We start from the raw sequence: 24,368 nt of genomic DNA, 5'->3' as shown, positions 1-24,368 counted from the left end.
GGCCGACGCGTCGGCCCCGCCGGTGTGCCTGCCCGGCCTGCCCCCGGGGGTCAGGGTGGTGTCCGCCAACGGTCGGTCCCGCCGCTCAACCAGTGCTCGGATCCGAGTGGAAGACCGGTCCTGGACCGGTCTCGGGCGCCGTCCGGGCCGGTCGGGCACGCGTACGGGCCCCGTGACACGCGAAGAGCACCGTTCCTAGAGACTGAGCGGGAGTGAGTCCTGTTGCCAGGACTCATGCTCAGTCGAACGCCCCGGACGGTGTTGGGCGTTCTGGTTGACCGCGTTCGCTGCGCGTCCGGGCGGCACGGATCGTGTCCGTGGTCCGGGGATGCGGGGGCGGGTTTCCTCACGCCCCGGGGTGGCCGGTCGGGCCTGGACGGTCCGATGCCCGTACCCATCGCTCTGGTGGGTACGGGGCGGTGCCGTCCGACGCCGGATCGGATGCCCCAGGGCGCGCCTTCCGATGGCCACAGCGGCCGCGCCGTGGCGGGTGGTGTTCCTGGTGGTGCTGGTGAGGGGTTTCTGCCAGTGCTGGGCGCCCCACTTGCTGGTGTAGGCGGGGTCGACGGCGACCAGCGGGATGCCGAGGTCGGCGGCCATGGACACCAGGCGGGCGCGCAGCCGGGCCACGGGCATGTCGGAGATCAGTTTGCGGAACTTCTTTCGGCGGCCGTGTTTCTCCCGGCTGGTCTCGGCGGTGAAGTCGAGATCTTCCACCGCGATCGCCAGGCGGTGACGGGTGGCCCAGTGCAGCAGGCGGGTCAGGGCGTGGCGCACCTGGGCGTCGCGGTGGTCGGCGGTGCCGGACAGGTCGTAGTCGAAGCGGCGCGGGGCGCCGACCGGATTGCCGTGCTGGTCCAGCCGCCAGGCCGCGAGGTGGTCGGCGTTGGTGTCCACGCCGATCAGGCCGCCCGCCCGGACAGCGGCCAGGGGCATGCTGGGGGTGGGTGGGATGGTCCAGGAGGCGGTCAGGTACCAGCGTTGGCGCTGGACGTCTTCGTGGATGCGGTAGGCCACCGCCCGGTTGGTCCCGACCCGGTCCCGCCATGTCGCACCCCGGTGCGCGAACGACACCCTGGCCGCCAGGACGTAGCGGCCGTGCGGAGCGTTGGCCAGGGGGGCGAGCGGGGCCGGGAGCCGAATGCTCACCTGGCCGTCGGGGCTGACCCGGATCGTTTCGTTGCCGTACCGCTTGCCGGACTCACCGTCCGCCTGCAAAAACCGGCGCGACGCCTCCCACCGCGCACGCCATTGCGGCTCGGTGAGCTGCGCCTGCTCCAGGTGCTGGCGGCTGGTCAGCAGCCGCTTCCCGCCCCGCACCACCCGCACCCGCCCGGCCGCCCAGTCGGCCCTGGCCACAGCCAGCCGGTCCTCCAGCACCCGCAGCCGACGCGTCTTGGCATGCCACTCCCGCCGACTCCGATAACCACCAGCAGCCCGCTTACTGCCCTTCTCCCCGAGAGGCAATGACAGCCGGTGCCGGATCGTCTTCACCCCGACCTCGAGCTGCCGGATGTGCGCGGCCTGGCCACGCCGGGCCAACGCCCACAGGTCATGCGTGGCCTTCGTCAACGACCCCGCCCACCGCGACGACGACAGCCCGGTCAGCTCCCGCTTGCGCGACGCCCACGACTCGTTGTCGTGCTCCAGACCGGCCGCACACCGCAACTTGAGGTCCCCCGACGCCAGCGAACCCAGATGGCCGCCGACCAGCCGAAGCACCCTCTCGTCCCCGACCGTCAGCCCCTTGAGCCGGTCCCGGACCGCCACACCCGAGGGACCGGGCACCACGAACGACGCCCTCACCACCCGCAACCCACCCAACCCGCTCACCGCCAGCCCAGACCGGCCCAAACACCCCGTCACCCCACCCAACGATCACCACCCGCAAAAGGTCACCCATTCGAGACAAGAACCTCCGTTCCCCCTCGGACTTCGCGCGGACAGAGGTCGCCGACACTCACCCACTCACGCCAGAACATGCTTGCGCACAGTCAACGAGCAGCAGTTGCCAACCCCTCGCGTGGAGCGGGGGGTGCTCTCGGGCCGGTCCCGCGCAGCGCGGGCGCCGCCTGGGTGTTGGGGCCGCGCTCCGGACGCTGCCTCAAGCGTGCAATCTGCCGACAGCTCTTCACATTCCTCGAACGGGGAGATCAGCCCACACAGCAGATCAGCGCTGAAGAACTCGCTCAGACGGCTCCGAACCAGCGCTCCAACGCCTCATGCGGGCCGGCCTCGTCCGGGGCGGCCCAGGCGATGTAGCCATCGGGGCGGACCAGCAGCGCGTGCGGGGCGTCCGACACGGCCCCCTCGCCCTCGGCCCAGTCGCCGGTGACCGTGTCCACCCGGTCACCCCAGCGCGCCGCGGTGGCGCGCAGTGCGTCGGAGTCGGCCGCCGCGGGGGTCACGAACAGCACGCCGCGGGCCGGCTTGAGCAGGTCCCGCACGGTGGCGGGGCTACCGTCGGTGAGCTTGAGCGGGGTGTCGGGGCGCAGCCGCAGGCCGAGCTGCGGATGGCTGCCTGAGCCGATGTCGTAGCGCACGTCGAGGCCGGAGACCTGGCCGGCCAGGTGGCGGGCCACCGCGACGTCCTGGACGAGTTCCTGCATGACCGCGCGCAGCGGCTCCATCTCCTCGCCGGAGAGGTAGAGCTTGGTCTGGGCGCGGGTGTTGCGCATGAGCAGTTCCCCGACCGGGTGCCGCTCGGACTGGAAGGTGTCGAGCAGGCCCTCGGGCGCCCAACCGTTGATGGTGGCCGCCAGCTTCCAGCCGAGGTTGACCGCGTCCTGCACGCCCACGCTCATGCCCTGCGCGCCGGCCGGCATGTGGATGTGGGTGGCGTCGCCGGCCAGGAAGATCCGGCCCTTGCGGTACTGGGCGGCCTGGCGGGTGGTGTCGGTGAAGGAGCTGATCCAGCGGACCTCGGCGTCGTGCAGGCGCTCGCCGGTCATGTCCTGCCAGGCGTCGGCGATGGTCTCGAACGTGAGGCCGCTCTTGTCCTCCGGCGGCCGCAGCGACTCGTTGTGGATGACGATCCGGTGGACGCCGTCCTCCAGGTTGAAGGCCATGACCATGCCGCCGGGCACGCGCTCGCCGATGGGGCGCTGGCGTACGTCCGCCCCGACGATGTCGGCCATGTACATCCCGCGGGTGGGCTCCCAGCCGGGGAAGTCGATGCCGGCGAGCCGGCGGACGATGCTGCGCGCCCCGTCGCAGCCGACCAGGTAGCCGGCGCTCTCCTCGCCGCGGCCGGCGGGGCCCTCGTACTCGACAACGACGCCGTCCTCGGTCTCGCGGAAGCCGAGCACCTCGTGTTCGCGGCGGATCTCGACGCCCAGCTCCTTCAGCCAGCCTTCGAGGATCTCCTCGGTGCGGAACTGCGGGATGCCGCGGACGCTGAAGTGGTTGTCGTCCAGCTTGGAGAAGTCGATGTGGACCCCGCCGAAGTGGCCCTGGGCCCATTCGACGTCGCCGAAGCGCTCCAGCAGGCCGCGCTGGTCGAAGACCTCGGCCGCGCGGCGGGTGAAGCCCACGCCGCGGGACTCGCCGCTGGGCGCGGGGAGCTTCTCGAGGACGACGACGTCCACGCCGCCCAATTTCAGTTCGCCGGCGAGCGTCAGCCCGACCGGCCCGGCGCCGACGATGATCGCGCCCTTTGCCATGTCTTACTCCTCAAACATCAGAGCTGCCGCGCATGGGGCAGCGCCAGGTCGGCGGTGGTCAGGCGAAGAAGACCAGCAGGTACCGGCCGATCAGCTCCGGCCCCTCCTCGGGGGCGCGGGCGGCCGGGGGGTGTCATGCGGCGGGCCGTCAGACAGCCGCGGGCGCCCCGAACCAACGGGTGAGGGCGGCTTCGAGGTCGCCGCCTGCCGGCGCCACCCAGGCGATGTAGCCGTCGGGGCGGACCAGCACGGCCTGTGGGGCGCCCGGGTGGTCGGCCTCCTGGTCGGCCCAGGCGCCGGTGATGACGTCCACGCGGTCGGCCCAGCGGGCGGCGAGTTCGGCCGGGCCGCCGTCCCCGTCCGAGACGATGAGCACGCCGCGGCCTGCGTGCAGGAGCTCGGCGACCTTCGTACGGCTGCCGTCGGCGCGCTCGACGGCTCGGTGCGGGGCCAGCCGCAGCCCCAGGAAGGGGTGTCCCTCGGCGCCCACGTCGTACTTGATGTGCAGGCCGGAGACGCGGCCCGCGAGCCGCCGGGCGGCCTCGGGCAGGGTGACGAGTTCGCGCACGACGGCGCGCAGCGGCTCCATCTCCTCGCCGGCGAGGTACAGCATCGACATGGAGTGCACGTCCCGCATCAGCTGCTCACCGATCGGGTGGCGCTCGGCGTGGTAGGTGTCGAGCAGGGACTCGGGCGCCCGGTCCCCGAGCACGGCGGCGAGCTTCCACCCGAGGTTGACGGCGTCCTGGAGACCGACGCTGACGCCTTGGGCGCCGAGCGGGGCGTGGTCGTGGGCGGAGTCGCCGGCGAGGAAGACGCGGCCCTTGCGGTACTGGGCGGCCAGGCCGGTGGCGTTGGTCAGGGCGCACATCCAGGAGGCGGAGGCGCCGTGGATGTCCTCGCCGGTCATGCGCTGCCAGGCGTCGGCGAGCTCCGAGAACTCCAGCTCGCCCTCGCCGTGGTGCGGGCGGACGCCGGGCTCGTGGATGACGATGCGGTCCACACCCGGCTCCAGGGTGACGGACAGCACCATGCCGCCGCCCTCGATGCGCTCGCCGATGGGCCTCATGCGCACGTCCGCGCCGACGACGTCGGCCAGGTACATGCCGCGGGTGGCCTCGTCGCCGGGGAAGTCGATGTCGGCCAGGATGCGCACGGTGGACTTGCCGCCGTCGCAGCCGATGACGTACGTGCCGGTGGCCTCGGTGTACCCGTCGGGGCCCTGGAAGCCGAGGACCACGCCGTCCTCGGTCTCGGTCAGGGTGGTCAGGTCGTAGCCGCGGCGCACCTCGACGCCGAGCTCGTCGACCCAGCGGCCGAGCATGTCCTCGGTGACGGACTGGGCCAGGCCCATGATGCCGAAGTGGCTCTCGTCCAGGAGGGAGAAGTCGATGCGGACACCGCCGTAGTGGCCCTGCTTGCCCCAGCGGATGTCGCCGAGCCTGCCGAGCAGCCCGCGCTGGTCGAAGACCTCCGCGGTACGGCTGGTGAACCCAAGGCCGCGCGACTCGCCGCTGGGAGCGGGCAGCTTGTCGTAGACGACGACGTCCGCGCCGCCGAGCCGCAGCTCGCCCGCGAGCATCAGACCGACCGGCCCAGCGCCCACGATGATCGCGCTCTTTGCCATTTTCGATTCCTCCATACAGACGGTTGATCCTCAGAAAAGACCAGGGGGGTCGAGGGGCGGTGCAGCGGGACCGCAGGATCGCTCAGGCGATCCTTGAGGTCCGTTCCTCACCCGCGCGAGGCAACTGCCGGTGCGCGGTGTGCGGCGGGGCCGCAGCCGCGGCGGTGGAGAGGGTGGTCACGGCAGCTCCTTCAGGCCGTGCTCCGTCAGCAGGTCGCGGGCGAACGCGGGTTCGGCGGCCATGCCGTCGACGAGCTACGCAGGTGGGCGGGGAGCCCGTCAGGGGTCTCGGCCGGGTGCACGCCGGTCGAGTACGAGAGATGGACGCTGATGCCGTCTCGGTGGCGGAAGCGCATGGGCCTGCACCTCGGCGGGAGCGGTGGCCCGCTCGGGCGCGGCGCCGGCCGGGGTGCCGAGGAGGGCGTCCCCGGGCAGGGTGCACACGGCGCGCCGGTCTCCGGCGAGGGGGGCGACAACTGCCATGGATTTCCTGATCATTCATAGTCGTCTCTGGTCAGACATCTCACGTAGCTTGGTTTTGTGAGGCTGTCGGAGTGGGCGCGTCAGCAGGGCGTGAGCTACCAGACCGCCTGGCGGTGGGTGAAGGACGGGAAGATGCCCGTGCCGGTCCGCCAGGCGCCGTCCGGGACGTGGCTGGTCGATGAGGTGGCCGTCCAGCCGTCCGGACGCGTGGTGGCGTACTGCCGCGTGTCGTCAGCAGACCAGAAGGTCGACTTGGATCGGCAGGCTGCGCGGGTGGTGTCCGGCGCGAATGGACTGGTCCTGGCCGTCGCGGAAGTCGTGACCGAGGTCGGGTCAGGGCCGGACGGGCGCCGTCGCAAACTGCATCGGCTTCTCGCCGACCCGGGTACGGCTGTGATCGTGGTCGAGCACCGTGACCGGCTGACCCGGTTCGGCGTCGAGCACCTCGAGGCCGCGCTGTCGGCGTCCGGCAGGCGCCTGGTCGTCCTCGACCCTGCCGAGACCGCGGACGACCTGGTGCGGGACGTCACCGAGGTGCTCACCTCGATGTGCGCCCGCCTGTACGGGCAGCGGGCGGCGAAGACCCGGGCCGCCCGCGCGGTGGCCGTGGCGACCGGCGAGGCCGCCGAGTGAAGAAGTTCCGGCCGCAGCCCGGGTTCGTGGTGCAGGCGTACCGCTTCGCGCTGGACCCGAACGCCGCCCAGGAGCACGCGTTGCGCTCGCACTGCGGTGCGGCGCGCGCGGCGTACAACTGGGCTGTCGGCTGGGTGACCGCGTCCTGGTGGCAGCGCCGGACCGAGGAGACGTACGGCGTCGCCGGGGCGGAGCTGACCGAGTGGCGGCCGTGGTCGCTGCCATCGCTGCGCAAGGAGTTCAACCAGGCCAAAAAGACTGATCCGCGCTTCGCTGCATGGTGGGAGGAGAACTCCAAGGAGGCGTACAACACCGGTCTCGCCAACGCGTCGGCCGCGTTCGACAACTACGCCAAGTCGAAGAACGGCAAGCGCAAGGGCGCCCGGATGGGTGCGCCCCGGTTCAAGTCGAAGCACAAGGCGCGCCTGTCCTGCCGGTTCACCACCGGCACCATCCGCCTCGACGCCGACGGACGGCACGTCACACTGCCCAGGCTCGGCACGATCCGTACGCACGAGCCCGTGGCCGGGCTCCTCGCCCGTGTCCAGGCTGGGACCGCGCGCATCCTGTCCGCGACCGTCCGCCACGAACGCGGACGCTGGCTCGTCGCCTTCCAGGTCGAGACCGCGCGGGACATCCGCCGCGTCGCACGCCCCGACGTCGCGGTCGGCAGCACCGGCGAGATCCGCACCGTGCCCAACCCGCGGCACCTGAACAGCGCCCTGAAACGGCTCCGCCGGGCCTCCCGCACGGTCTCCCGCCGACGCGGCCCCGACCGCCGCACCGGGCGGAAGCCCTCCCGCAGGTGGGAGAAGGCCAACGCCCAGCGCAACCGCGTGCACCACCGGGTCGCGAACCTCCGCGCGGACGCCCTGCACAAGCTCACCACAAGCGTTGCCGGCGAGTACGGCACCGTCGTGATCGAGGACCTCAACGTCGTCGGCATGGTGAAGAACCGGCGCCTGGCCCGGCACATCGCCGACGCCGGATTCGGCGAGATCCGCCGCCGGCTCACCTACAAGACCCGCCAGCGCCACGCCACCCGCATCATCGCGGCAGACCGCTGGTTCCCCTCCTCCAAGACCTGCTCCGGGTGCGGCACAGTGAAAGCCAAACTGCCGCTGCACATCCGGACCTACGAATGCGACGCCTGTGGCCTGGTCATCGACCGGGACGACAACGCAGCCCGCAACCTCGCCGCCCTCGCAGCAACCGCAGTCACTGGTACCGGAGTGGCCGGAGACCAGGACACCCCCCGGGTGTCGAAACCCCGTGGAGCCGACCGGAAGACCCGCACCACCCGCCCCCGTCGCAAGGCAGGGACGGGGCGGGCAGGTGGCACAACACTGCCGCACCAGCAGCAGACAGAAACGGGAGACCGTACTCAAGCCGAGCCCCTAACGCTCTGGTGATGTGACGGACCTTCCTGGCCGAAATGCCCGGAATGCTGAGACCTGACTACGGACTCAGCAACGGCTCGGTACGAACGGACACGGACGACCTCCAGGGGCGTCGGACTGCGCAACGCGATGCCGGGCCAAGGATGCCCAGTACTTCGTCCCGAACGAACCGGTCTCCGGCCCACGTCGAGTGGCCGCCGAGCAGTTCTGGGCCGGCCGTCCGGCGGCCGCGGCGAAACTCCTGGGGCGTGCGAGGCGTCCGCCCCGCTCCAGATATGTACAAGTCGCTTTCCAGGGCGGGTCTATCCCTCTTCCTTACCGTGGCGGGACGGGTCCCTTCCGGCGGTTGGGACAGAGTTCTCGCTCTTGCCATGGAGGAACCACATGCCCGCTGTGCCGCCCCCCGAAGTCGTCCGCGCCGCGGAGAAGACCCGGGCGGACCTGCAGAAGCAGGTCCGGGAGTTGGCCCCGCCCCCGTTCGCCCTGCTCGAACTGGCCATGGGCTCCATGGTGACCCAGGCCCTGTACGCCGCCGCCGAACTGTGCGTGGCCGAGGCCCTGCAGGCCGGTCCGCGACCGATCGAAGACCTGGCCGCTGAGGTCGGCGCGGATGCCGAGGCGCTGGGCCGGGTGCTGCGCCTGCTCGCCTCCCAGGGCGTGTTCACGCGCCAGGACGACGGCCTCTGGGCGCTGACTCCGATGGCCGACGCGCTGCGCGCCGACCACCCGGTGACGATGCGCGACCTCTGTGTGCTGATGGGCCACCCGACGCACTGGGACGACTGGAACGGTTTCCTGGACTCGGTGCGAACCGGCGAGCCGAGCCTGCCGAAGCGGCGCGGAATGGGCGCCTTCGAATACCTCATGCAGAATCCGGAATACGGTGCGGTGTTCATCGGCGGGATGGGCAACATGTCCTCCACCGAGACCGCACCGGTCGTGGCCGCGTACGACTTCTCGCAGTTCGGCACGGTCCTGGACTTCTGTGGAGCCAACGGCGGGCTGCTGGCCGGCATCCTCGACAGCGCGCCCGGTACCAAGGGCATCCTCTCGGACCCGCGCATCGCCGCGAACGGCGCTGCGGAGTTCCTGGCGGCGCAGGGTGTCGCGGACCGCGTGGCCCTGGCCGACGGCGATCTGTTCGACCCGATGCCGTCGGGTGCGGACGCGTACGTCCTCAAGCACATCGTGCACGACTGGCCGGAGGAGCAGGCTCTGCAGATCCTCCGCAACGTGCGCGCCGCGATCAAGCCGGGCGGCAAGCTGCTGCTGGTGGAGATGGTGGTCCCGGAGGGCGACGGGCCGCACTCCGGCAAGCTCGTCGACCTGTGGCTGCTGCTGCTCGTGGGCGGCAAGGAGCGTACCCGGTCGCAGTACGCGGAGCTGGTGGCGAAGGCCGGCTTCAAGCTGGAGCGGGTCGTGGAGACCGCTGCGGCCGTCTCGGTCGTGGAGGCCATCGCGGTCTGACGCGCCGCCCTGAGCTGCCCCGGTTCCGCGTTTCCCCCGACGCGGAACCGGGGCTTTCCGCGTGCCCGCCCCGTACGTCGCCCCCCGCACGCCGGAGCCCCCGCCCCGCCGGTCGGACGGCGGGGCGGGGGCTGCGGCGCCCTGAGGTGGTCAGGCGGAAGCGGCTCCCAGCCACCGCTCCAGTGCGGCCGCGAGCCCTTGCGCGGGCTCGCCGGCCCAGGCCACGTACCCGTCGGGACGGAGCAGCAGCGCGGGGACGCCGACCAGTACGTCCGGGCCGTCAACCGGCTTGGCGGACACGGTGTGAACGTTGAGGCGGCCCTGCCAGCCGGCTGCCGTACGGCGCGCCCCGGCATCGTCGGCGAAGTCGAGCAGTACGGCCCGGCCCAGGTGCAGCAGTCGCGTGGTGCGCTGCTCGCCGTCGGCGCCGACCAGCAGCCGCGCCGGCATCCGGCGGCCGACCAGCGGGTGGGCGTCCTCACCTGCGCCGAGGTCGTAGCGGATGTCGAGGTGGCTGACCGCTCCGGCCAGGTGCCGCTTGACGTCGTCGTACCGGACCAGCTCGCCGAACAGCTCGCGCAGCGGGTCCGACTCCGCGCCGCCGAGGAAGACGATCCCCTGGGCACGGGTGTTGGCCAGCAGGCGGCGGCCGACCGGCCACCGCTCGGCGTGGTAGGTGTCCAGCAGCGCCGCGGGGGCGTCGCCGCGGACCACGGCGACCAGCTTCCAGCCGAGGTTGGCCGCGTCCTGCACGCCGGTGCTCAGGCCCTGGCCGCCGGCCGGCAGGTGGATGTGCGCCGCGTCGCCGGCCACGAACACCCGGCCCCGCCGGTACTCGGAGGCCTGGCGGGTGGCGTTGGTGAAGGAGGACACCCAGTCGGCGCCACCGTGCGAGATGTCCTCGCCGGTGATGCTCTGCCAGGCTTCCGCGACCTCCTCGAAGGTGACGGTCCGCTCGCGGTCGTGCGCCGGCCGGCCGTCGGGGCAGACAATGATCCGGTCCACGCCCTCGGCGAGCGGGGCCGCCATCACCATGCCGTTGCTCAGGCGCTCGCCGAGGAACCGCGGCCGCAGCGAGCAGCCGGTGACGTCGGCGAGGTACATGCCCTGGGTGGCGTCGGTGCCCGGGAACTCGAAGCCGGCCGCCTTGCGGACGCGGCTGGAGCCGCCGTCGGCGCCCACCAGGTACGCGGCGCGCAGCCGCTGCTCGTCGCCCTCGGGCGTACGGACGGTGATCTCGACGTGGTCCCCGTCGAGGAAGCCGCCGGCGAGCGAGACGAACTCCCAGCCGCGCCGGATGTCGGCGCCGAGTTCGGCGGCCCAGCCCTCCAGCACGGCCTCGGTCTGCCCCTGCGGGATGCCGCGGGCGCCGAAGTGGGCGTCCTCAAGGACGGTGAAGTCGAACTGGGCCCCGCCGAAGTGTCCTACGGGGCTGGTGGCGAGGGTCTCGCCCTGGCCGAACCGGGGCAGCAGCCCGCGCTCGTCGAACACCTCCATGGCACGGGCTGTGAAGCCCAGGCCACGGGACTGCCCGGTAGGCGCCGCCAGCTTCTCGATCACGACGACGCGAGCTCCGCCCAGGCGCAGTTCGCCTGCGAGCATCAGTCCGGTCGGGCCGGCGCCGACGACGATGACGTCGGTGTCCGCCGCTGTCCCTTCGCTCCCTTGCATGGGCTGTCCTTCCTGACAGTGGGGATCACTGGTGACTGGGTTGTGCGTGGGTGTGCGGCGGGGTGCGGACGTACATGTGGGGACGCAATCGTGGGGGGGATTGCGGACGTGCCCCCGCTCCGGGGACGCTCAGGGGGTCGGTGGGCGGGCCGGGCCGAACCAGCGGTCGAGCGCCTCGGCCAGCCCGACCTCGTCCCGGCCCACCCACGCCACGTGGCCGTCGGGCCGTACGAGAACGGCCCCCGGCTCACCGGGGAGCGAGCCGGGCTCCGGGTCGCCGGCGACCGCGGTGACCCGGTCGGCCCAGCCGGCGGGCACCCGTACGCCGGTCCCGTCCACGTCGAGCAGCAGACCGCCGCGGGCGCGCAGCAGCTCGGCAGTGCTGCCGCGCTCGCGCCCGCCGGACCGCACGACGGTGTGCGGCAGCCGGGCGCCGAGCAGCGGGTGCGCGGGGCCGGGCACCGGGTAGCGCACGTCGAGTGCGCTGATCATCCCGGCCAGGTGGGCCCGTGCCTCCTCCAGGCCGGTCAGCTCGACCACCAGCGCGCGCAGCGGCTCCACCTCGGGGCCGCCGAGCAGCAGCAGGGCCTGGGCCCGGATGTTCGCCAGGACCCGGCGGCCGACCGCGTGCCGCTCCTCGTGGTAGGTGTCGAGGAGGCCCTCGGGAGCCAGCCCGCGCACGGTGAGCGCGAGCTTCCAGCCGAGGTTGAAGGCGTCCTGCAGACCGAGGTTGAGGGCCTGGCCACCGACCGGCATCTGCCGGTGGGCGGCGTCCCCCGCGAACAGGACGCGCCCGTGCCGGTAGGAGGCGAGCTGCCGGGAGGCGTCGCCGAAGGAGTTCACCCACAGCGGGGTACCGCCGCTGATGTCCTCTCCGGTGACCCGCTTCCAGACGGTGGCGACCTCCTCGAACGGAGCGTCCGCGGTGCGCGGGCCGGCCGTCGAGCCGAACTCGTGGACCATGACGCGGGTGACGCCCTTGTCGTTGCGCCAGGCGATGGCCAGCCCCCGCTCCAGGCGCTGGAAACGCCGGTTGGGGATGTCGATGCCCTCGATGTCGGCGCGCAGCAGTTCCCGGCCGGCGTCGTGGCCGGGGAAGTCCACCCCGGTCAGCCGCCGTACGGTGCTGTCCTCGCCGTCGCAGGCGACCAGGTAGCGGGCACGCAGCCGCAGGACTCCGTCCCGTCCGACGGCCTCGGCCTCGACGTACTCGCCGACCTCGCCGGCAGCGACCAGTTCGTGGCCGCACCGGATGTTGACGCCGTGCGAGATCGCCCACTCCTCCAGGACCGCCTCGGTCTTGGTCTGCGGCACCTTCCACTGGCCCGGGTGGGTGCTGGGCAGGGTGAGGTCGAGCGGGAGGCCGCCGAAGTGGCCGCGCGGCTCGTGGGGCGGCGTGCCGACGTCGGGCAGCAGTTTCCGCGCGTCGAGGATCTCCATGGTACGGGCGTGCAGCGTGGAGGCCCGGGACTCGGTGGACGGGGCCTTGCGCTTCTCGACCACGACCACGTCCACGCCGCCGCGTGCGAGTTCGGCAGCGAGCATCAGCCCGACGGGTCCGGCACCGACGACCAGGACCTCGGTGCCGAGCCGGTCCGGGCGGCCCGCGCCGCCCGGTGCCGGTTCGGCACCGCCCGTTGCAAGGTCGGGCGCCATGCTCAGGAGGCCTTCGACTCGGCGTAGGCCTTCGCGTGCGCGAGGGTGGCGCAGCTGTTGGTGGACAGCGCCGTGTGCACGTACGCGCGGGCGTCGGCGACGGTGGCTTCGTCTCCGAGGATGCGCGCGATGTTCTCCGTGTTGAGGCTGACGGTGTGCTGCGAGGATGCGGCGGTGCCCTCGTCGGTCTCGACGAACGTCCACTCGCCGGTGTGCAGGGTCATCAGCGCCGGCAGGGTGACCTGCTTGTAGGCGATCTTGTCGTGGGGGAAGACCACCCGGTACGACTTGGTGGTGTGCACCGAGCCGTCCTTGGCGCGGGTGTCCATCTCCAGCTCCTGCAGGCCCGGGGTGTCCTCCTCGAGGCGCACCACGGCCACGTGCGGGAGCCGCTCGGCCCACAGCTGGGCCTCGTTGATGAAGTCGAACACGTCCTTGGCGGAGCCCGCGACCTGGACGGTGTCGGTGAAGGAGAAGGTCAGCTCCTCGGTCTCCGCGGCGTGCGCCGCCTCGACGTTGACCTTGAGCGCGGCCAGCTCGGAGGTGCTGTTCTTGTCTACCGCCTGCGCGATCCACAGCAGGTCGTGCGCGTCGTCGTTGATGGCGCTGTAGTCGTGCAACAGCCGGACGCGGGACTCCGCCTCGCCGAGCGGCTCGATGATCCAGGTACCGCCCATGTGCTTGACGGGCTCCGCCGGGACCTCCTGGCGGAAGGTGATGCGCAGGCCCGCCGGGTCCAGGGTGCGGCGCGAGGTCCAGTTCTTCGGCCGGCCGTTGGCGGTCGCCCAGATCCGGATCTTCTCCTCGGCGCCCCCGGCCTCGACCTGGTCCACGTGGATGGTGGGCGGGAAGATGCGCGGCCAGTTGCTCACGTCCGCGAGCAACTGGTACACGGCGGCGGCCGGGGCGCCGACGGTGATCTCGTGCTCGACCTCACGCGTGGTCATGACGGGTTCTCCTCAGGTGGTGTTCGGGGGGTGCGTGGGGGCGGGCCCTGCTAGAAGTTGCCCAGGCCGCCGCAGACGTTGAGCGCCTGCGAGGTGATGGAGGCGGCGGTGTCCGAGGCCAGGTAGCCGACCAGGCCGGCGACCTCCTCCGGGGTGGAGTAGCGGCCGAGCGGGATCTTCGCCTGGAACTTCTCGAGGATGGCGTCCTCGGAGGTGTCGTAGGCGGCCGCGTAGCCCTGGCGGACCTTCTGGGCCATCGGGGTCTCGACGTACCCGGGGCAGACCGCGTTGACGGTGATGCCGGTGGGGGCCAGCTCGTTGCCCAGCGCCTTGGTGAAACCGACGACGCCGTGCTTGGAGGCGGAGTACGGAGCGCCGAGGACGACGCCCTGCTTGCCCGCGGTGGAGGCGATGTTGATGATCCGGCCGCGGTCCTTGTGCCGCATGCCGCCGGTGCTGAGCACGGCGCGGGTGACGCGGAAGACGCTGTTGAGGTTCGTCTCGATGACGTCCTGCCACAGCTCGTCGGTGATGTCGGCGGTCGGTCCGCCGCCGGACCGGCCGGCGTTGTTGACCACGACGTCGACGGTGCCGAAGCGGTCGACGGCGGCCTGGACGAAGGCGTCCACCGAGGCGGTGTCGCGGACGTCGACGACCGCGCCGTCCACGTCCAGGCCCTCGGCCTGGAGCTCCTTGACGGTGGCGGCGATGTTGTCGGCGTTGCGGGCGCCGATGAACACCTTGTGGTTCTGCGAGGCGAGCAGACGCGCCGAGGCGAGGCCGATGCCGCTGGTGGCGCCGGTGACGACGGCGACCTTGGGGGTGGCGTGCTGGGTCATGTCCGGATCCCTTCAGGCAGCCGTGGCAGGCGCGAGCTGCATGTTGACGACGTCGATGAAGGTCCGCGGCGTGTGCGCGTCGTTGACGGCCTCCTCGTCGAGGGAGATGCCGCACTCGCGCTCGATGAGGCTGCCGGCCTCCAGCAGGGCGAGAGACTCGTAGCCGAGCACGTCGAACTCGGTGTCGAGGATGTCGCCGTCCAGGTCGACGCCCTCGGCCACGCCCGCGGCCTCCTTCAGGATGCGCTTGAGGTCGTCGAGGGTGAACGCCTTGGTGGCCATGGTGGAGTCCCTTTCATCATGATGCTGCGTGGGTGGTGGCGTACGTGCGGACGAGGCCGCCCTACTCGGCGGCGCGCACGACCATGGCGGAGTTGAACCCGCCGCTGCCGCGGGCCAGGACCAGCGCGCTGCGCACCGGTGCCGGGCGCGGCTGGCCCAGGACCAGGTCGAGCAAGTAGTCCGGGCACGGGTCGACGTGCACGGTGGGCGGGATGATCCCGTCGCGGATGGAGAGGAAGGCGGCGACCAGGTCCAGCGGGGCCGCGCCCGAGTACAGGCGTCCGGTCATTGTCTTGGGCACGGTCACCGGGACGGCCCGGGCTCCGAAGACGGCGGTGATCGCCTCGGCCTCGATGCGGTCCGGCTCGGGGTCGCCGGCGCCGTCGGCGAAGACGACGTCGATGTCGCCGGAGTCGACGCCCGCGTCGGCGAGGGCGAGCTCGATGGCCTTGCGCAGGCCCGGCTCGCGGCCGCTGCCGGGCCTGGGGTCCATCGTCGAGCCGTGGCCGGCGATCTCGCCGTAGATGCGGGCGCCGCGGGCGCGCGCCGCGTCGGCGTCCTCGGTGATGAGGATCGCGCCGCCCTCGCCGGGCACATAACCGCGGGAGTCGCGGTCGAAGGGCAGGTAGGCGCGGGCGGGCTCGTCGCTGGTGGACAGCTTGCCGGTGGACAGCTGGGCCACCCAGCCCCACGGGCAGATGGAGGCGTCGACGGCTCCGGTGACGATCAGCGAGGTGCCCTTGCGGATCTGGCGGCGGGCGTGGGCGACGGCGTCGAGGCCGCCGGCTCCCTCGCTGACCACGACGCCGGCCGGGCCCTTCATGCCGTTGCGGATCGAGATCTGGCCGCTGTTGACGGCGTAGAACCAGGCGAAGGACTGGTACGCCGAGACGTACTGGCTGCCCCGGCCCCACAGGCTCTGCAGCTCACCCTGGCCGAACTCGAAGCCGCCCGCGGCCGAGGCCGTGATGACGCCCATGTCGAACCCGGACATCTCCGCGGGGTCGACGCCCGCGTCCTGCAGCGCCCAGTCCGTGGCCACCAGCGCGAGCCGGGTGACCCGGTCGGTCTGCGGCAGGATGCGTGAGGGCAGGTGGTCCTCGGCGACGAAGCCGGGGACCTCACCCGCCAGGCGGGCGGGGTAACTTGACGGGTCGAAGCGGGTGATCCGGCCGATGCCGTTCTTTCCGCCAAGAGTCGCCGACCAGTAGTCCTTGACACCCAGCCCGTTGGGGGAGGCGATGCCGAGGCCGGTGACCACTACCGACGCGGTCATACGAGGTTCCTTTCAGGGCTGGCCAGCACCATGGCGCTCTGGAAGCCGCCGAATCCGCTGCCGACCGTGAGGACCGCGTCGACCAGCTGTTCCCGCGCGGTGACGGGGACGTAGTCGAGGTCGCACTCGGGGTCGGGCGTCGTCAGGTTGGCCGTGGGCGGTACGAGGTCGTACTCCATGGCCAGGGCGGACGCGGCGATCTCGATGGAGCCGATCGCGCCGAGCGAGTGCCCGACCATCGACTTGATGGAGCTGACCGGCGTGCGGTAGGCGTGGTCGCCGAGACTGCGCTTGAAGGCGGCCGTCTCGTGCCGGTCGTTCTGCTTGGTGCCCGAGCCGTGCGCGTTGATGTAGTCGATCGCCTCGGGGTTCATGCGGGCCTCGCCGAGGGCGACGTTGATGGCCTCGGACATTTCCAGGCCATCGGGGCGCAGGCCCGTCATGTGGTACGCGTTGGAGCGCGTGGCATAGCCGGCGATCTCGGCGTAGATGTGCGCGCCGCGCTTCTTGGCGCTCTCCAGCTCCTCCAGCACGAAGAAGGCGGTGCCCTCGCCCAGCACGAACCCGTTGCGGGTGCCGTCGAAGGGGCGCGAGGCGCTGTGCGGATCGTCATGGCGGGGGGTGGTGGCCTTGATGGCATCGAAGCAGGCCATCGTGATCGGGGAGATCGGGGCGTCCGAGGAGCCTGCGATCATCACGTCCGCCGACCCCTCGCGGACCAGCTCGACGGCGTAGCCGACCGAGTCGAGGCCGGAGGTACAGCCGGTGGAGACCACGGTGGAGGGGCCCTCGGCGCCCACGGCCCAGGCGACCTCGGAGGCGAAGGAGCTCGGCACCATGTGGTTGTAGAGGTGCGGGACCGCGTAGGCGTGGTCGACCAGGTCGAGCCGGCCGCCGTCACTGACGACCCGGTACTCCTCGTCGAGGCTCATCGTGGCGCCGACCGCGGAGCCCACGGTGACACCGATGCGGTGCGGGTCGATCCCGCCCAGCTCGATGCCGCTGTCGGCGACCGCGCCGCGCGAGGCGACCACCGCGAACTGCGCGGTCCGGTCCAGGCGGCGCACCTCCTGCGCGGTCAGCCCGTGGGCGTACGGGTCGAAGTCGATCTCGGCGGCCACCCGGGAGCGGAAGGGCGCGGGGTCGAAGAAGGTGATCCCGCGGGTGGCGGTGCGGCCCTCGCTCAGCAGGTTCCAGAACCTCTCCTTGCCGACACCACCGGGGGCGAGCACCTCGATTCCGGTGATGACGACGCGTCGGCGGGTCATGCGGACGCTTCCCAGTTGTAGAAGCGCGCGGCCATCGCGTCGGCCGGTGAGCGCCAGGTCTTGGGGTCGTAGGCCTCGATGAAGGGCTTGAGGTCCTGGCTGATCCCGACGAAGCGCGGGTCGCCCTTCGCCTGCTCGATCAGCTCGCCTCCGTTGTCCTCGTCGAAGTCCTGGAGGTGGAAGTACAGGCCCCGGTACGAGAACAACTGGCGGCGCCGCGTTCCCATGCGCTGGGGCATGTCCGTCGCGTCGAATTCGGAGAACAGCTTTGCCACATCGACGGACGAGGCTGCTGCCATCCGGGCGACAATCAACGTGCTGTGCATAAGGTTTGGCTCCTCAGCGTGTGCGCGGGAGAGCGCGGTGCAAACGCGGCCTGTGTGGCGGCCTGAATTCGCCACTGGCTTGACGGTCCCGCCTGGCGATAGCGCGCCGCACGGGGGATTCTCGAATTCCGCCGGAGCGGGTGCACAGTGCGCCTTCTCATGGATGGGGGGCACGTACGCGGGACGCCCGGCGCCCTGAGCGGGGTGCCGGGCGTCCAGGGCATTGCGGTCCCGTCGCGCCGTGGAAAGCGCGCCGGTTCACTCGCCGGCAGAGCGGGAGTGCACCACGGTGTACGAGTTGATGTACGGGGCGCCGGTGGAGACGGCGCGGACGCGGTTCTGGGCCTCCTGGCGCGCGGCGGACTGCTGCTCCGGGGCCTGGTCGCGGTAGGAGTCGTAGGCCTCCTTGCTGTCCCACTGCGAGTAGGAGACGACGAACTTGCCGTCCAGGCCGCGGGCGCGCAGGCCCTTGAGGACCACGTGCGAGCGGAAGCCGGGGACCTCGGCGAAGAAGTCCTGACCCTTGCCGAGGGCGTCGATGGCCTCGTCCTGGCCGTCGTCGGTCACGGAGAAGACGCCGAGGACGGTGTAGTCGTCGCGGTGCGGGCCGACCTCGACCTTGCCGTCGAGGGCGCCCGAGGTCAGCGTGTAGGCGACCTCGTTCTGCAGCAGCTTGATCGAGGTGGTGATCTCGCCGAAGACGGGGAGGGTGCGGTGCTTGAACTCCTCGCCCTCGTATCGCCGCTCCAGGTCCTCGCCGCTGCGCCACTGGATGAAGTTGGCGGTGCCCAGGCTGTCGACGCCCGCGTGCACGGTGCTGTTCATCCAGCCGTCGTACGTCGCCGCGTCGACGATCTTCCGCATCTCCTCGATCAGGCTGTCCTGCTTCTCAGGCGCGTCGGTGGTGAAGAGGTTGAGGACGGTCAGGTGCTTGTCCTCAAGGGAGATGAAAGGCATTCTTCTTCGCTTCCTGTGGAGGGTACGGACGGAGCGGGACGGAAAAGCGCTCAGCCGGCGGGACCGAACCAGCGGGTGAGAGCGTCGGTGAGGCCTTCGGAGCCGGCGCCTTCGGGCGCGAGCCAGGCGACGTAGCCGTCGGGGCGGACGAGGATGCCGTCCACCGGGGCGTCGCAGTCGGGCTGGTCGGCGCGGACCACCTCGACGCGGTCGGCCCAGCCAGCGGCCGCCTCGCGCAGGCCGTGGTCGCCGCCGAGTTCGAGGAGCACGGCGCGGCCGGCGTTCAGCAGCGCGAAGACCGAGGTCTTTTCGCCGTCGACGACGAGTTCCCGGTCGGGCAGGCGCCGGCCGAGCAGCGGGTGGTCGCCCGCGCCGACGTCGTGGCGGATGTCGAGGCCGGTGACCATGCCGACGAGGTGGCGGCGGACCGATTCGTGGTTCTCCACCAGCTCGGTGAAGACCTCGCGCATCGGGGTGATGTCGTCGCCGCCGAGGTAGAGGATGCGCTGGGCGAGCGTGTTGGTCAGGATCCGGGCCCCGACCGGGTGCCGCTCGGCGTGGTAGGTGTCGAGCAGGCCCTCGGGCGTCCGGCCCTGGATGTCCAGGGCGAGCTTCCAGCCGAGGTTCACCGCGTCCTGGATGCCCGCGCTCATGCCCTGCGCGCCGATGGGCAGGTGGATGTGCGCGGCGTCACCGGCCAGGAAGACCCGGCCGCGCCGGTACTCGGCGGCCTGGCGGCTGTTGTCGGTGGTGGAGCTGACCCACAGCGGCGTGGCGCCACTGATGTCCTCGCCCGTCAGGCGCTGCCAGGATGCGGCCACCTCCTCGAAGGTGATCGCCTCGGGGCTCTTGCGCAGAGGCTCGGCGCTGTCGAAGTAGATGACGCGGCTGCGGTCCGGGCCGATGGGAATGACCATCACCATGCCGCCGGGGACGCGCTCGCCGCTGAAGCGCGGGCGCAGCGGTACGCCGGCCACGTCCGCGAAGCGCAGCTCGACGGCCGGCTCGGTACCGGGGAAGTCGATGCCGGCGAGCTTGCGCACGATGCTGCGGGCGCCGTCGCAGCCCACCACGTGACGGGCGCGCAGGGTGAGGGTGCCGTCCGCGCCCTGCGCGGTGAGCGTCACGCCCTCGGCGTCCTGGGCCAGGCCGGTGGCCTCGACGCCGCGGCGGATCTCGGCGCCCAGTTCGCGCGCCCAGCCGCCGAGGACGCCCTCGGTACGGGCCTGCGGGATGCCGCGGGCGCCGTACGAGCCGCCTTCGAGCACCTGGTAGTCGAGCGGGACGCCGCCGAAGTGGCCGACCGGAATGACGCCGACCTCGCCGAAGCGGGCGATCAGGCCGCGCTGGGCGAATTCCTCGATGGTCCGCGCAGAAAAGCCGAGCGCCCGGGATTCCATAATCGGCTCGGCAAGTTTGTCAAGGACTATCACCGAGGCTCCATTGAGCCTCAACTCGCCCGCGAGCATGAGTCCGGTGGGCCCGGCTCCCACGACAATGGCATCTACATCAAAGGTGCTCATCCCGCCTCTTCCCACTGGTGTTCGGCCAGTATCACGAGGGCCCGGGCGGGGCGTAAAGACGGATTGATACAGACCTTCGACAATCAATGACAGAAAAGCGTCAGCAATGTCAGATCTTTGTCAGGCGGGGTTGCCCGGACGGGACGGGCCAGGCGCATTCTCAAGGATGACCTCCACCAAAATCCTCGAGGAATCCGGCACCGCAAGCCTTCTTGTGGCGGCCCTTTTGAACCGCTATCTGGTCTCCCTCGACGACGAAGAACTCGACGACGCCTGGGCGGCGGAGCTGTTCACCCCGGACGCGGTGGTGGCCTTCCCGCCGATGAGCCGGCACGAGGGCACCGAGGGCATGGCCGGGTTCCACCGCAAGGCCCTGTCGTCCTTCGCCGCCACCCAGCACCTGGGCTCCCCGGCCGTGGTCGTCCTGGACGGGGACCGGGCCACCCTCCGCGCCAACCTGATCTCCACCCAGGTGCACCACCCGCGCCACGTCCCGCCGCAGGGCGTGCTCGCGCCGCTGTTCACCACCGGCACCTTCGTCAACGGCGAGGCCCTGCGCACCCCCGTCGGATGGCGGCTGACCCTGCTGTCCTTCCGCCTGCTGTGGGCGGACGGCACTCCTCCGCCGGTCGCGTAGGCGCGCGCGATACGGGTGAGCGCGCGGCGCAGCCGGGAAGGCTGCCGCCGCGCGCTCGGGTGCCGGGGCTGCGGTGGTGCGCAGGTACTGCTCAGGTGTTGAGGGTCAGTACCCGGTCGACCTCGATCTCGATCACCACCCGGCCGGGCGGGTTCGGCGGCGCCGACCGGTACCGCTTGGCGTACCGCTTGACTCCCTCGGCCACCCGCTCAGGTTCGCGCACCACCGTGCCGGAGCCCTCCAGCGTGACCCAGGTGAAGCCCTGCACCTGGCAGATCGCCACCCGGCCGCCGGGGTCGGACAGCAGGTTGCGCGCCTTGCGCGAGGAGGCGACGGTCATGACCCGGACAAGGCCGGCCGTCCCGTCCCAGGTGAACCGTACGGGCGCCGTGTGCAGTGTCCCGTCGGGCCTGACGGTGGTGAGCACGCCCGCGTGCTCGGGGTCGTTGAGAAACGCCTCGACCGAGGGCGACACCTGCGGTGCGCCGGCGCGCTGCTTCGACAGCGACATCGGGTGATTCCTTTCTTTCGCTGGTGCTCGACGGCCGCGGCGAGGCCGGCGGCGCCGTCCCGCACGGGGGCGGACCCGGCGGTGGCCGACCCGGTCCGCCAGGCGGCCCGGGTCCAGGCAGGCAGCGTGCAAAAGACCGCTCGGCCGGGGCTGGAGCGGCGCTACGCGATGGATCGAGTTCCACTCGGAACCGTCTGGTTTCGGCCATGGGCCACCCAGAGGGCCGGGCCGACGGGGCGGCCGACGGCCGGATCCGCACCCCTCACGGCGAGCCGGACAACACGGCGCAGCCGCGCGACGCGAATGGTCGGGTGAGCGCAGAGGCGGGTGGAGAGCCGAGCGGAGAGAGGGCCGGCAAGCCGGTCGGCCGGTGGTGTCCCGTACGACACGGGCTAGTCGATACCGCGGACGATGGTGGACTCCTCGAGGAACTCCGTGTCGTCCTCGTCCACGCCGGCCAGCCGCAGCGGCGGCGCGACCCCCACCGGGACCAAGCCGAAGAAGAACATCTCGACCTCCCGGAAATCTTGCCTGATGTCGTAGGTGAACATGGGCGGCTCCTTCACGATGAGTCGTCCCACGGTGTCAAGACCCGCTAGGGATCCACTCGACGTCGGATCGCTCACCGATCGAGTGAAGGCGGAAGCGTGCCGCCCGCTGAGCGGCCGAGCCGCGCCGCTGGGCGATCCGCGGCGGCTCGTCCCCTTCGAGGACGGCGAGCACCTGGGCGAGCGTCGTCTCGGCGCTGGTGGCGGGCAGTTCGCGCAGCAGCCGCGCGCAGTGGCCGACCAGACGGACCGCATCGGCTCCGGACATCCGGGACCGGTCGTGTGCGGCGGTCAGCGTCAGCGAGCCGTCGGGGCCGCGCTGCGTGAGCAGGGCCACGGGGAAGGCGGTGTGCGCACCGCTCGCGTACAGCGGCTCGATCCGCACGCCGTGGTCGGCCAGCCCGGCGCGCAGCTCCCGCGGCGGGCGCGGCACGCTTCCGACGGCTACCAGGCTCGCCAGCAGCGGCCCGCCGCCCGTGGCCCGGCCGGTCCACTCGTGGATCTGCCCGGCGGAGACCCACTCGTACGCCGCCATGTCCAGCGCGCGGTCGCGCAGCACCGTCAGCAGCCGCCCCAGCCGGTGCGCCGGATCGACCTGGACGGACATCGGAAGGCAGTTGCGCATCGGCGCGGGCAGCCGCTCAACGGCCTCCAGGGCGATGCCGCGCCCTGAAACGGTGACGCCGAATCCGACCTGCGCGGGGCCGCTCAGGCCCGCGCCGCGATACAGCAGCATCGCCCAGACCGCCTGCAGTGCACTGGATTCGGGCACCGCCTGGGCCGCGGCCCAGCGGTACAGCCGCTCGGCCTCCTGGGCCGACAAGCGCGCCTCGGCGCGGCCGCAGCCGCTCTCCAGGGTGTCCGGGCCGGGCGCGGCGGGCAGCACGGCAGGCGCGCCCTCGGGTACCGTCCGGGTCCAGAACTCCCGTGCCGGGCCCGGGTCCTGGTGCTCCAGCCAGCGCGCCCAGTCGCGGATGTCGGGCCGCCTCTCCCCTCCGGGCAGCGCGCCGCCGGCCAGATAGGCCCGGTAGAACTCGTCCAGGAGGACGAACACGCTCCAGGCGTCCAGCAGTGCGTGGTGGAAGGTGAGCAGCACGCGCGCGGCGGGCGCCGGGTCGTCGACCAGGGTGACCCGCAGCGGTCCGGGGCCGCGCAGGTCGAAGCCGCGCAGCCGGTCGCGTTCCACCAGCTCGTCCCAGTCGACGGCGCCGGCCCGGTGGCGTACGACCTCGACGGCGGCCCGGTCGTGCAGGACCACGCGCGGCCACGGCTCCCAGTCGACGGCGGCGCGCAGCACCGTCTCCCGGTCGGTGACGGACTGCCAGGCTGCGGTGAACCGCTCGGTGTCCAGCGGTCCGCACCAGCGCCAGGACAGCTGCTCGACGTGGCGGCCGGTGCCGCGGTGCTCCAGTGAGTCCAGCAGCAGGTCGTGCTGCCACCAGGTCAGCGGCAGGGCGGAGCCTGCCTGGCGACCGCCTCGTCCCCGGCCCGCGCGCGGGCGGCTCGGCCTGGCCATGTGGTCGCCCTCCTCCGGTCCAGATCATCCCGTACGGGGCGCCCGGAACGCCGGGGGACCCGGAGAGCGGGGCGCCCGAGGGCGCGGCACTCCCGGGTCCACTGTGGAGCAACCCGCTGCCGGGGACCTGGCAGAGCGCTGGCGCGCCTCGAAGTCCGCCGCAGAGCGCCTCAAGCCCCGGACCCTCAAGCCCCGGACCCAGGCCGCAGGTCAGCTCGCGCTCTGGTTCATCGCCGACAGGAACCCCTGGTCGAGCATGGTCCCCACCGACGTGTCGTTGGCGGTGTACAGCCCCGCGTCGTGGCAGGCCGTGCTCAGCAGGTAGCGGCCCATCACCGGGTGCGTGGCGAAGCCCCACTCCCCCCGGGTCGCCGCGCTGCCGTCCGCGGCGTGCAGCCGCGCGCCCGTCAAGCCGGACTCCTTGAAGCCGAACTCCTTGAAGCCCAGCCGCAGCCCCTGCCCGAGCGCCTTGCTGTACGCCTCTTTGAGGGTCCACAGCTTCAGCGCGTACGGGACCCGCTCCGCCTCCGGCAACCCGGCGATCTCCGCCGCCTCGGCCGGGGTCAGGATCTGCGCCTCCAGCAGGTCCAGCCGTACGTTGCGGCCGGCCAGCTCCACGTCCACGCCGATCCGGCCCGTGCGGCTCAGCCCGACGGCCATCAGGTCGCCGGTGTGGGACAGGCTCAGCTCGATCTGGTCGAAGCCGCGCAGATAGGGGCGCCCTCCCAGCCGGTAGGCCAGGTCGAGGTACTCCGGCGGGATGCCGAGCGCCGCCGCCGCCGTGTACTTGATGAGCAGCCGGGCGGCCGCGAAGCGGTAGCGCACGGTGGCGTCGGGGGTACGCCGGTAGCGGTCCCAGTCCGGCCCGAGCAGCTCGCGCAGCCGGGGTGTGGTCAGCACGCTGGGCAGCCATTCGCTCCAGGTCGTGTGGACCACCGCGTTGCCGAGCCCGGTCAGGTTCTCCTTCACCCCGTGCCACGGACCGTGCGGCCGCGGCACACGAAGGGGGGCGGCGCATCTCACCTGGTCCATCGTCGTCTCCTGCGTGTAGTGCCGTCCGTCCCGGTCCCGCGGGGCGGACGGCGATCTGGCCGAGGCGTTCGTCCACCGCCCCGACACGTCTCCGGTGCCGTGACCCG

Annotated in this window: 22 protein-coding genes; 4 read left to right on the top strand and 18 right to left on the bottom strand. The window is 72.0% G+C overall.

What is annotated here, in order from left to right:
* Nucleotides 1-195: 195 nt before the first annotated feature.
* The 4 genes from OG485_RS43050 to OG485_RS43035 form a co-directional block, all read right to left on the bottom strand.
* Nucleotides 196-1,824 (bottom strand): IS200/IS605 family accessory protein TnpB-related protein, encoded by a 1,629-nt coding sequence (locus OG485_RS43050; protein ID WP_328674204.1) that lies wholly within the window; start codon nt 1,822-1,824, stop codon nt 196-198.
* A gap of 365 nt (nt 1,825-2,189) precedes the next feature.
* Complete coding sequence (locus OG485_RS43045) at nt 2,190-3,662, bottom strand: FAD-dependent monooxygenase (protein ID WP_328663427.1); 1,473 nt, start codon at nt 3,660-3,662, stop codon at nt 2,190-2,192.
* A gap of 148 nt (nt 3,663-3,810) precedes the next feature.
* Entirely contained in the window at nt 3,811-5,289 is a 1,479-nt protein-coding gene (locus tag OG485_RS43040; protein WP_328663430.1) for an FAD-dependent monooxygenase, read from the bottom strand.
* A 279-nt stretch (nt 5,290-5,568) separates the two neighbouring features.
* On the bottom strand, nt 5,569-5,772 hold the full coding sequence (locus OG485_RS43035; RefSeq protein ID WP_328674851.1) for a hypothetical protein: 204 nt from the start codon (nt 5,770-5,772) through the stop codon (nt 5,569-5,571).
* Between the two features lie 57 nt (nt 5,773-5,829).
* Between OG485_RS43035 and OG485_RS43030 the strand changes: the two genes are divergently transcribed.
* From OG485_RS43030 to OG485_RS43020, 3 genes are all read left to right on the top strand, one after another.
* On the top strand, nt 5,830-6,405 hold the full coding sequence (locus OG485_RS43030; protein WP_328663405.1) for an IS607 family transposase: 576 nt from the start codon (nt 5,830-5,832) through the stop codon (nt 6,403-6,405).
* Nucleotides 6,402-7,817 (top strand): IS607 family element RNA-guided endonuclease TnpB, encoded by a 1,416-nt coding sequence (gene tnpB / locus OG485_RS43025; protein WP_328663432.1) that lies wholly within the window; start codon nt 6,402-6,404, stop codon nt 7,815-7,817. Before OG485_RS43030 ends, tnpB begins: the two co-directional genes overlap by 4 nt.
* A gap of 372 nt (nt 7,818-8,189) precedes the next feature.
* Complete coding sequence (locus tag OG485_RS43020) at nt 8,190-9,272, top strand: methyltransferase (protein ID WP_328663433.1); 1,083 nt, start codon at nt 8,190-8,192, stop codon at nt 9,270-9,272.
* Between the two features lie 150 nt (nt 9,273-9,422).
* Here OG485_RS43020 and OG485_RS43015 read toward each other — a convergent pair whose 3' ends face one another.
* The 10 genes from OG485_RS43015 to OG485_RS42970 form a co-directional block, all read right to left on the bottom strand.
* Entirely contained in the window at nt 9,423-10,943 is a 1,521-nt protein-coding gene (locus OG485_RS43015) for an FAD-dependent monooxygenase (RefSeq protein WP_326783017.1), read from the bottom strand.
* Between the two features lie 129 nt (nt 10,944-11,072).
* Nucleotides 11,073-12,599: an FAD-dependent oxidoreductase gene (locus tag OG485_RS43010; RefSeq protein WP_328663436.1), complete on the bottom strand. Its 1,527-nt coding sequence runs from the start codon at nt 12,597-12,599 to the stop codon at nt 11,073-11,075.
* A 2-nt stretch (nt 12,600-12,601) separates the two neighbouring features.
* Nucleotides 12,602-13,546, bottom strand: a complete 945-nt coding sequence (locus OG485_RS43005; RefSeq protein WP_328663438.1) for an aromatase/cyclase — start codon at nt 13,544-13,546, stop codon at nt 12,602-12,604.
* 50 nt (nt 13,547-13,596) lie between these two features.
* Complete coding sequence (fabG, locus tag OG485_RS43000) at nt 13,597-14,385, bottom strand: 3-oxoacyl-ACP reductase FabG (RefSeq protein WP_328663440.1); 789 nt, start codon at nt 14,383-14,385, stop codon at nt 13,597-13,599.
* A gap of 12 nt (nt 14,386-14,397) precedes the next feature.
* On the bottom strand, nt 14,398-14,667 hold the full coding sequence (locus tag OG485_RS42995) for an acyl carrier protein (protein WP_326783021.1): 270 nt from the start codon (nt 14,665-14,667) through the stop codon (nt 14,398-14,400).
* A gap of 61 nt (nt 14,668-14,728) precedes the next feature.
* Nucleotides 14,729-15,943: a ketosynthase chain-length factor gene (locus OG485_RS42990; RefSeq protein WP_328663442.1), complete on the bottom strand. Its 1,215-nt coding sequence runs from the start codon at nt 15,941-15,943 to the stop codon at nt 14,729-14,731.
* A complete protein-coding gene (locus OG485_RS42985) occupies nt 15,940-17,211 on the bottom strand; it encodes a beta-ketoacyl-[acyl-carrier-protein] synthase family protein (protein WP_328663444.1) in 1,272 nt (423 codons plus the stop codon). The genes OG485_RS42990 and OG485_RS42985 overlap by 4 nt, the downstream gene beginning before the upstream one ends.
* On the bottom strand, nt 17,208-17,537 hold the full coding sequence (locus OG485_RS42980; protein ID WP_326783024.1) for a TcmI family type II polyketide cyclase: 330 nt from the start codon (nt 17,535-17,537) through the stop codon (nt 17,208-17,210). Before OG485_RS42980 ends, OG485_RS42985 begins: the two co-directional genes overlap by 4 nt.
* A gap of 258 nt (nt 17,538-17,795) precedes the next feature.
* The gene (locus tag OG485_RS42975; RefSeq protein ID WP_326783025.1) at nt 17,796-18,494 is read right to left on the bottom strand and encodes an antibiotic biosynthesis monooxygenase family protein; all 699 of its coding nucleotides are present in this window, start codon (nt 18,492-18,494) and stop codon (nt 17,796-17,798) included.
* Nucleotides 18,495-18,544: 50 nt separating this feature from the next.
* Entirely contained in the window at nt 18,545-20,017 is a 1,473-nt protein-coding gene (locus OG485_RS42970) for an FAD-dependent monooxygenase (RefSeq protein ID WP_328663448.1), read from the bottom strand.
* Between the two features lie 166 nt (nt 20,018-20,183).
* On the opposite strand from OG485_RS42970, the gene OG485_RS42965 reads away from it, so the two are divergent.
* Nucleotides 20,184-20,654, top strand: coding sequence for a nuclear transport factor 2 family protein (locus tag OG485_RS42965; RefSeq protein WP_326783027.1), 471 nt, complete (start codon nt 20,184-20,186; stop codon nt 20,652-20,654).
* Nucleotides 20,655-20,745: 91 nt separating this feature from the next.
* Here OG485_RS42965 and OG485_RS42960 read toward each other — a convergent pair whose 3' ends face one another.
* The 4 genes from OG485_RS42960 to OG485_RS42945 form a co-directional block, all read right to left on the bottom strand.
* Nucleotides 20,746-21,165 carry a pyridoxamine 5'-phosphate oxidase family protein gene (locus OG485_RS42960; RefSeq protein ID WP_326783028.1) on the bottom strand — a complete coding sequence of 140 codons (420 nt, stop codon included), beginning with the start codon at nt 21,163-21,165 and terminating at the stop codon, nt 20,746-20,748.
* A gap of 392 nt (nt 21,166-21,557) precedes the next feature.
* A complete protein-coding gene (locus OG485_RS42955; RefSeq protein WP_326783029.1) occupies nt 21,558-21,716 on the bottom strand; it encodes a hypothetical protein in 159 nt (52 codons plus the stop codon).
* Between the two features lie 34 nt (nt 21,717-21,750).
* Nucleotides 21,751-23,229 (bottom strand): condensation domain-containing protein, encoded by a 1,479-nt coding sequence (locus OG485_RS42950; protein WP_326783030.1) that lies wholly within the window; start codon nt 23,227-23,229, stop codon nt 21,751-21,753.
* A 210-nt stretch (nt 23,230-23,439) separates the two neighbouring features.
* On the bottom strand, nt 23,440-24,261 hold the full coding sequence (locus OG485_RS42945; protein ID WP_328663453.1) for a 4'-phosphopantetheinyl transferase family protein: 822 nt from the start codon (nt 24,259-24,261) through the stop codon (nt 23,440-23,442).
* Nucleotides 24,262-24,368: the final 107 nt, after the last annotated feature.

It is taken from the genome of Streptomyces sp. NBC_00328 (assembly GCF_036139655.1).
Lineage (GTDB): Bacteria > Actinomycetota > Actinomycetes > Streptomycetales > Streptomycetaceae > Streptomyces.
Note: the sequence above shows the minus strand (reverse complement) of the source record. Positions and strands in the feature narration are given on the sequence as shown.

Coding starts and splice junctions, on each gene's coding strand:
- OG485_RS43015 (WP_326783017.1), bottom strand. CDS start 10,943: ATGCAAGGGAGCGAAGGGACAGCGGCGGACACCGACGTCATCGTCGTC.
- OG485_RS42960 (WP_326783028.1), bottom strand. CDS start 21,165: ATGTCGCTGTCGAAGCAGCGCGCCGGCGCACCGCAGGTGTCGCCCTCG.
- fabG (WP_328663440.1), bottom strand. CDS start 14,385: ATGACCCAGCACGCCACCCCCAAGGTCGCCGTCGTCACCGGCGCCACC.
- OG485_RS42985 (WP_328663444.1), bottom strand. CDS start 17,211: ATGACCCGCCGACGCGTCGTCATCACCGGAATCGAGGTGCTCGCCCCC.
- OG485_RS43020 (WP_328663433.1), top strand. CDS start 8,190: ATGCCCGCTGTGCCGCCCCCCGAAGTCGTCCGCGCCGCGGAGAAGACC.
- OG485_RS43035 (WP_328674851.1), bottom strand. CDS start 5,772: ATGGCAGTTGTCGCCCCCCTCGCCGGAGACCGGCGCGCCGTGTGCACC.
- OG485_RS42980 (WP_326783024.1), bottom strand. CDS start 17,537: ATGCACAGCACGTTGATTGTCGCCCGGATGGCAGCAGCCTCGTCCGTC.
- OG485_RS43040 (WP_328663430.1), bottom strand. CDS start 5,289: ATGGCAAAGAGCGCGATCATCGTGGGCGCTGGGCCGGTCGGTCTGATG.
- OG485_RS42965 (WP_326783027.1), top strand. CDS start 20,184: ATGACCTCCACCAAAATCCTCGAGGAATCCGGCACCGCAAGCCTTCTT.
- OG485_RS43045 (WP_328663427.1), bottom strand. CDS start 3,662: ATGGCAAAGGGCGCGATCATCGTCGGCGCCGGGCCGGTCGGGCTGACG.
- OG485_RS43010 (WP_328663436.1), bottom strand. CDS start 12,599: ATGGCGCCCGACCTTGCAACGGGCGGTGCCGAACCGGCACCGGGCGGC.
- OG485_RS42945 (WP_328663453.1), bottom strand. CDS start 24,261: ATGGACCAGGTGAGATGCGCCGCCCCCCTTCGTGTGCCGCGGCCGCAC.
- OG485_RS42955 (WP_326783029.1), bottom strand. CDS start 21,716: ATGTTCACCTACGACATCAGGCAAGATTTCCGGGAGGTCGAGATGTTC.
- OG485_RS43005 (WP_328663438.1), bottom strand. CDS start 13,546: ATGACCACGCGTGAGGTCGAGCACGAGATCACCGTCGGCGCCCCGGCC.
- OG485_RS42995 (WP_326783021.1), bottom strand. CDS start 14,667: ATGGCCACCAAGGCGTTCACCCTCGACGACCTCAAGCGCATCCTGAAG.
- OG485_RS42970 (WP_328663448.1), bottom strand. CDS start 20,017: ATGAGCACCTTTGATGTAGATGCCATTGTCGTGGGAGCCGGGCCCACC.
- OG485_RS42975 (WP_326783025.1), bottom strand. CDS start 18,494: ATGCCTTTCATCTCCCTTGAGGACAAGCACCTGACCGTCCTCAACCTC.
- OG485_RS42990 (WP_328663442.1), bottom strand. CDS start 15,943: ATGACCGCGTCGGTAGTGGTCACCGGCCTCGGCATCGCCTCCCCCAAC.
- OG485_RS42950 (WP_326783030.1), bottom strand. CDS start 23,229: ATGGCCAGGCCGAGCCGCCCGCGCGCGGGCCGGGGACGAGGCGGTCGC.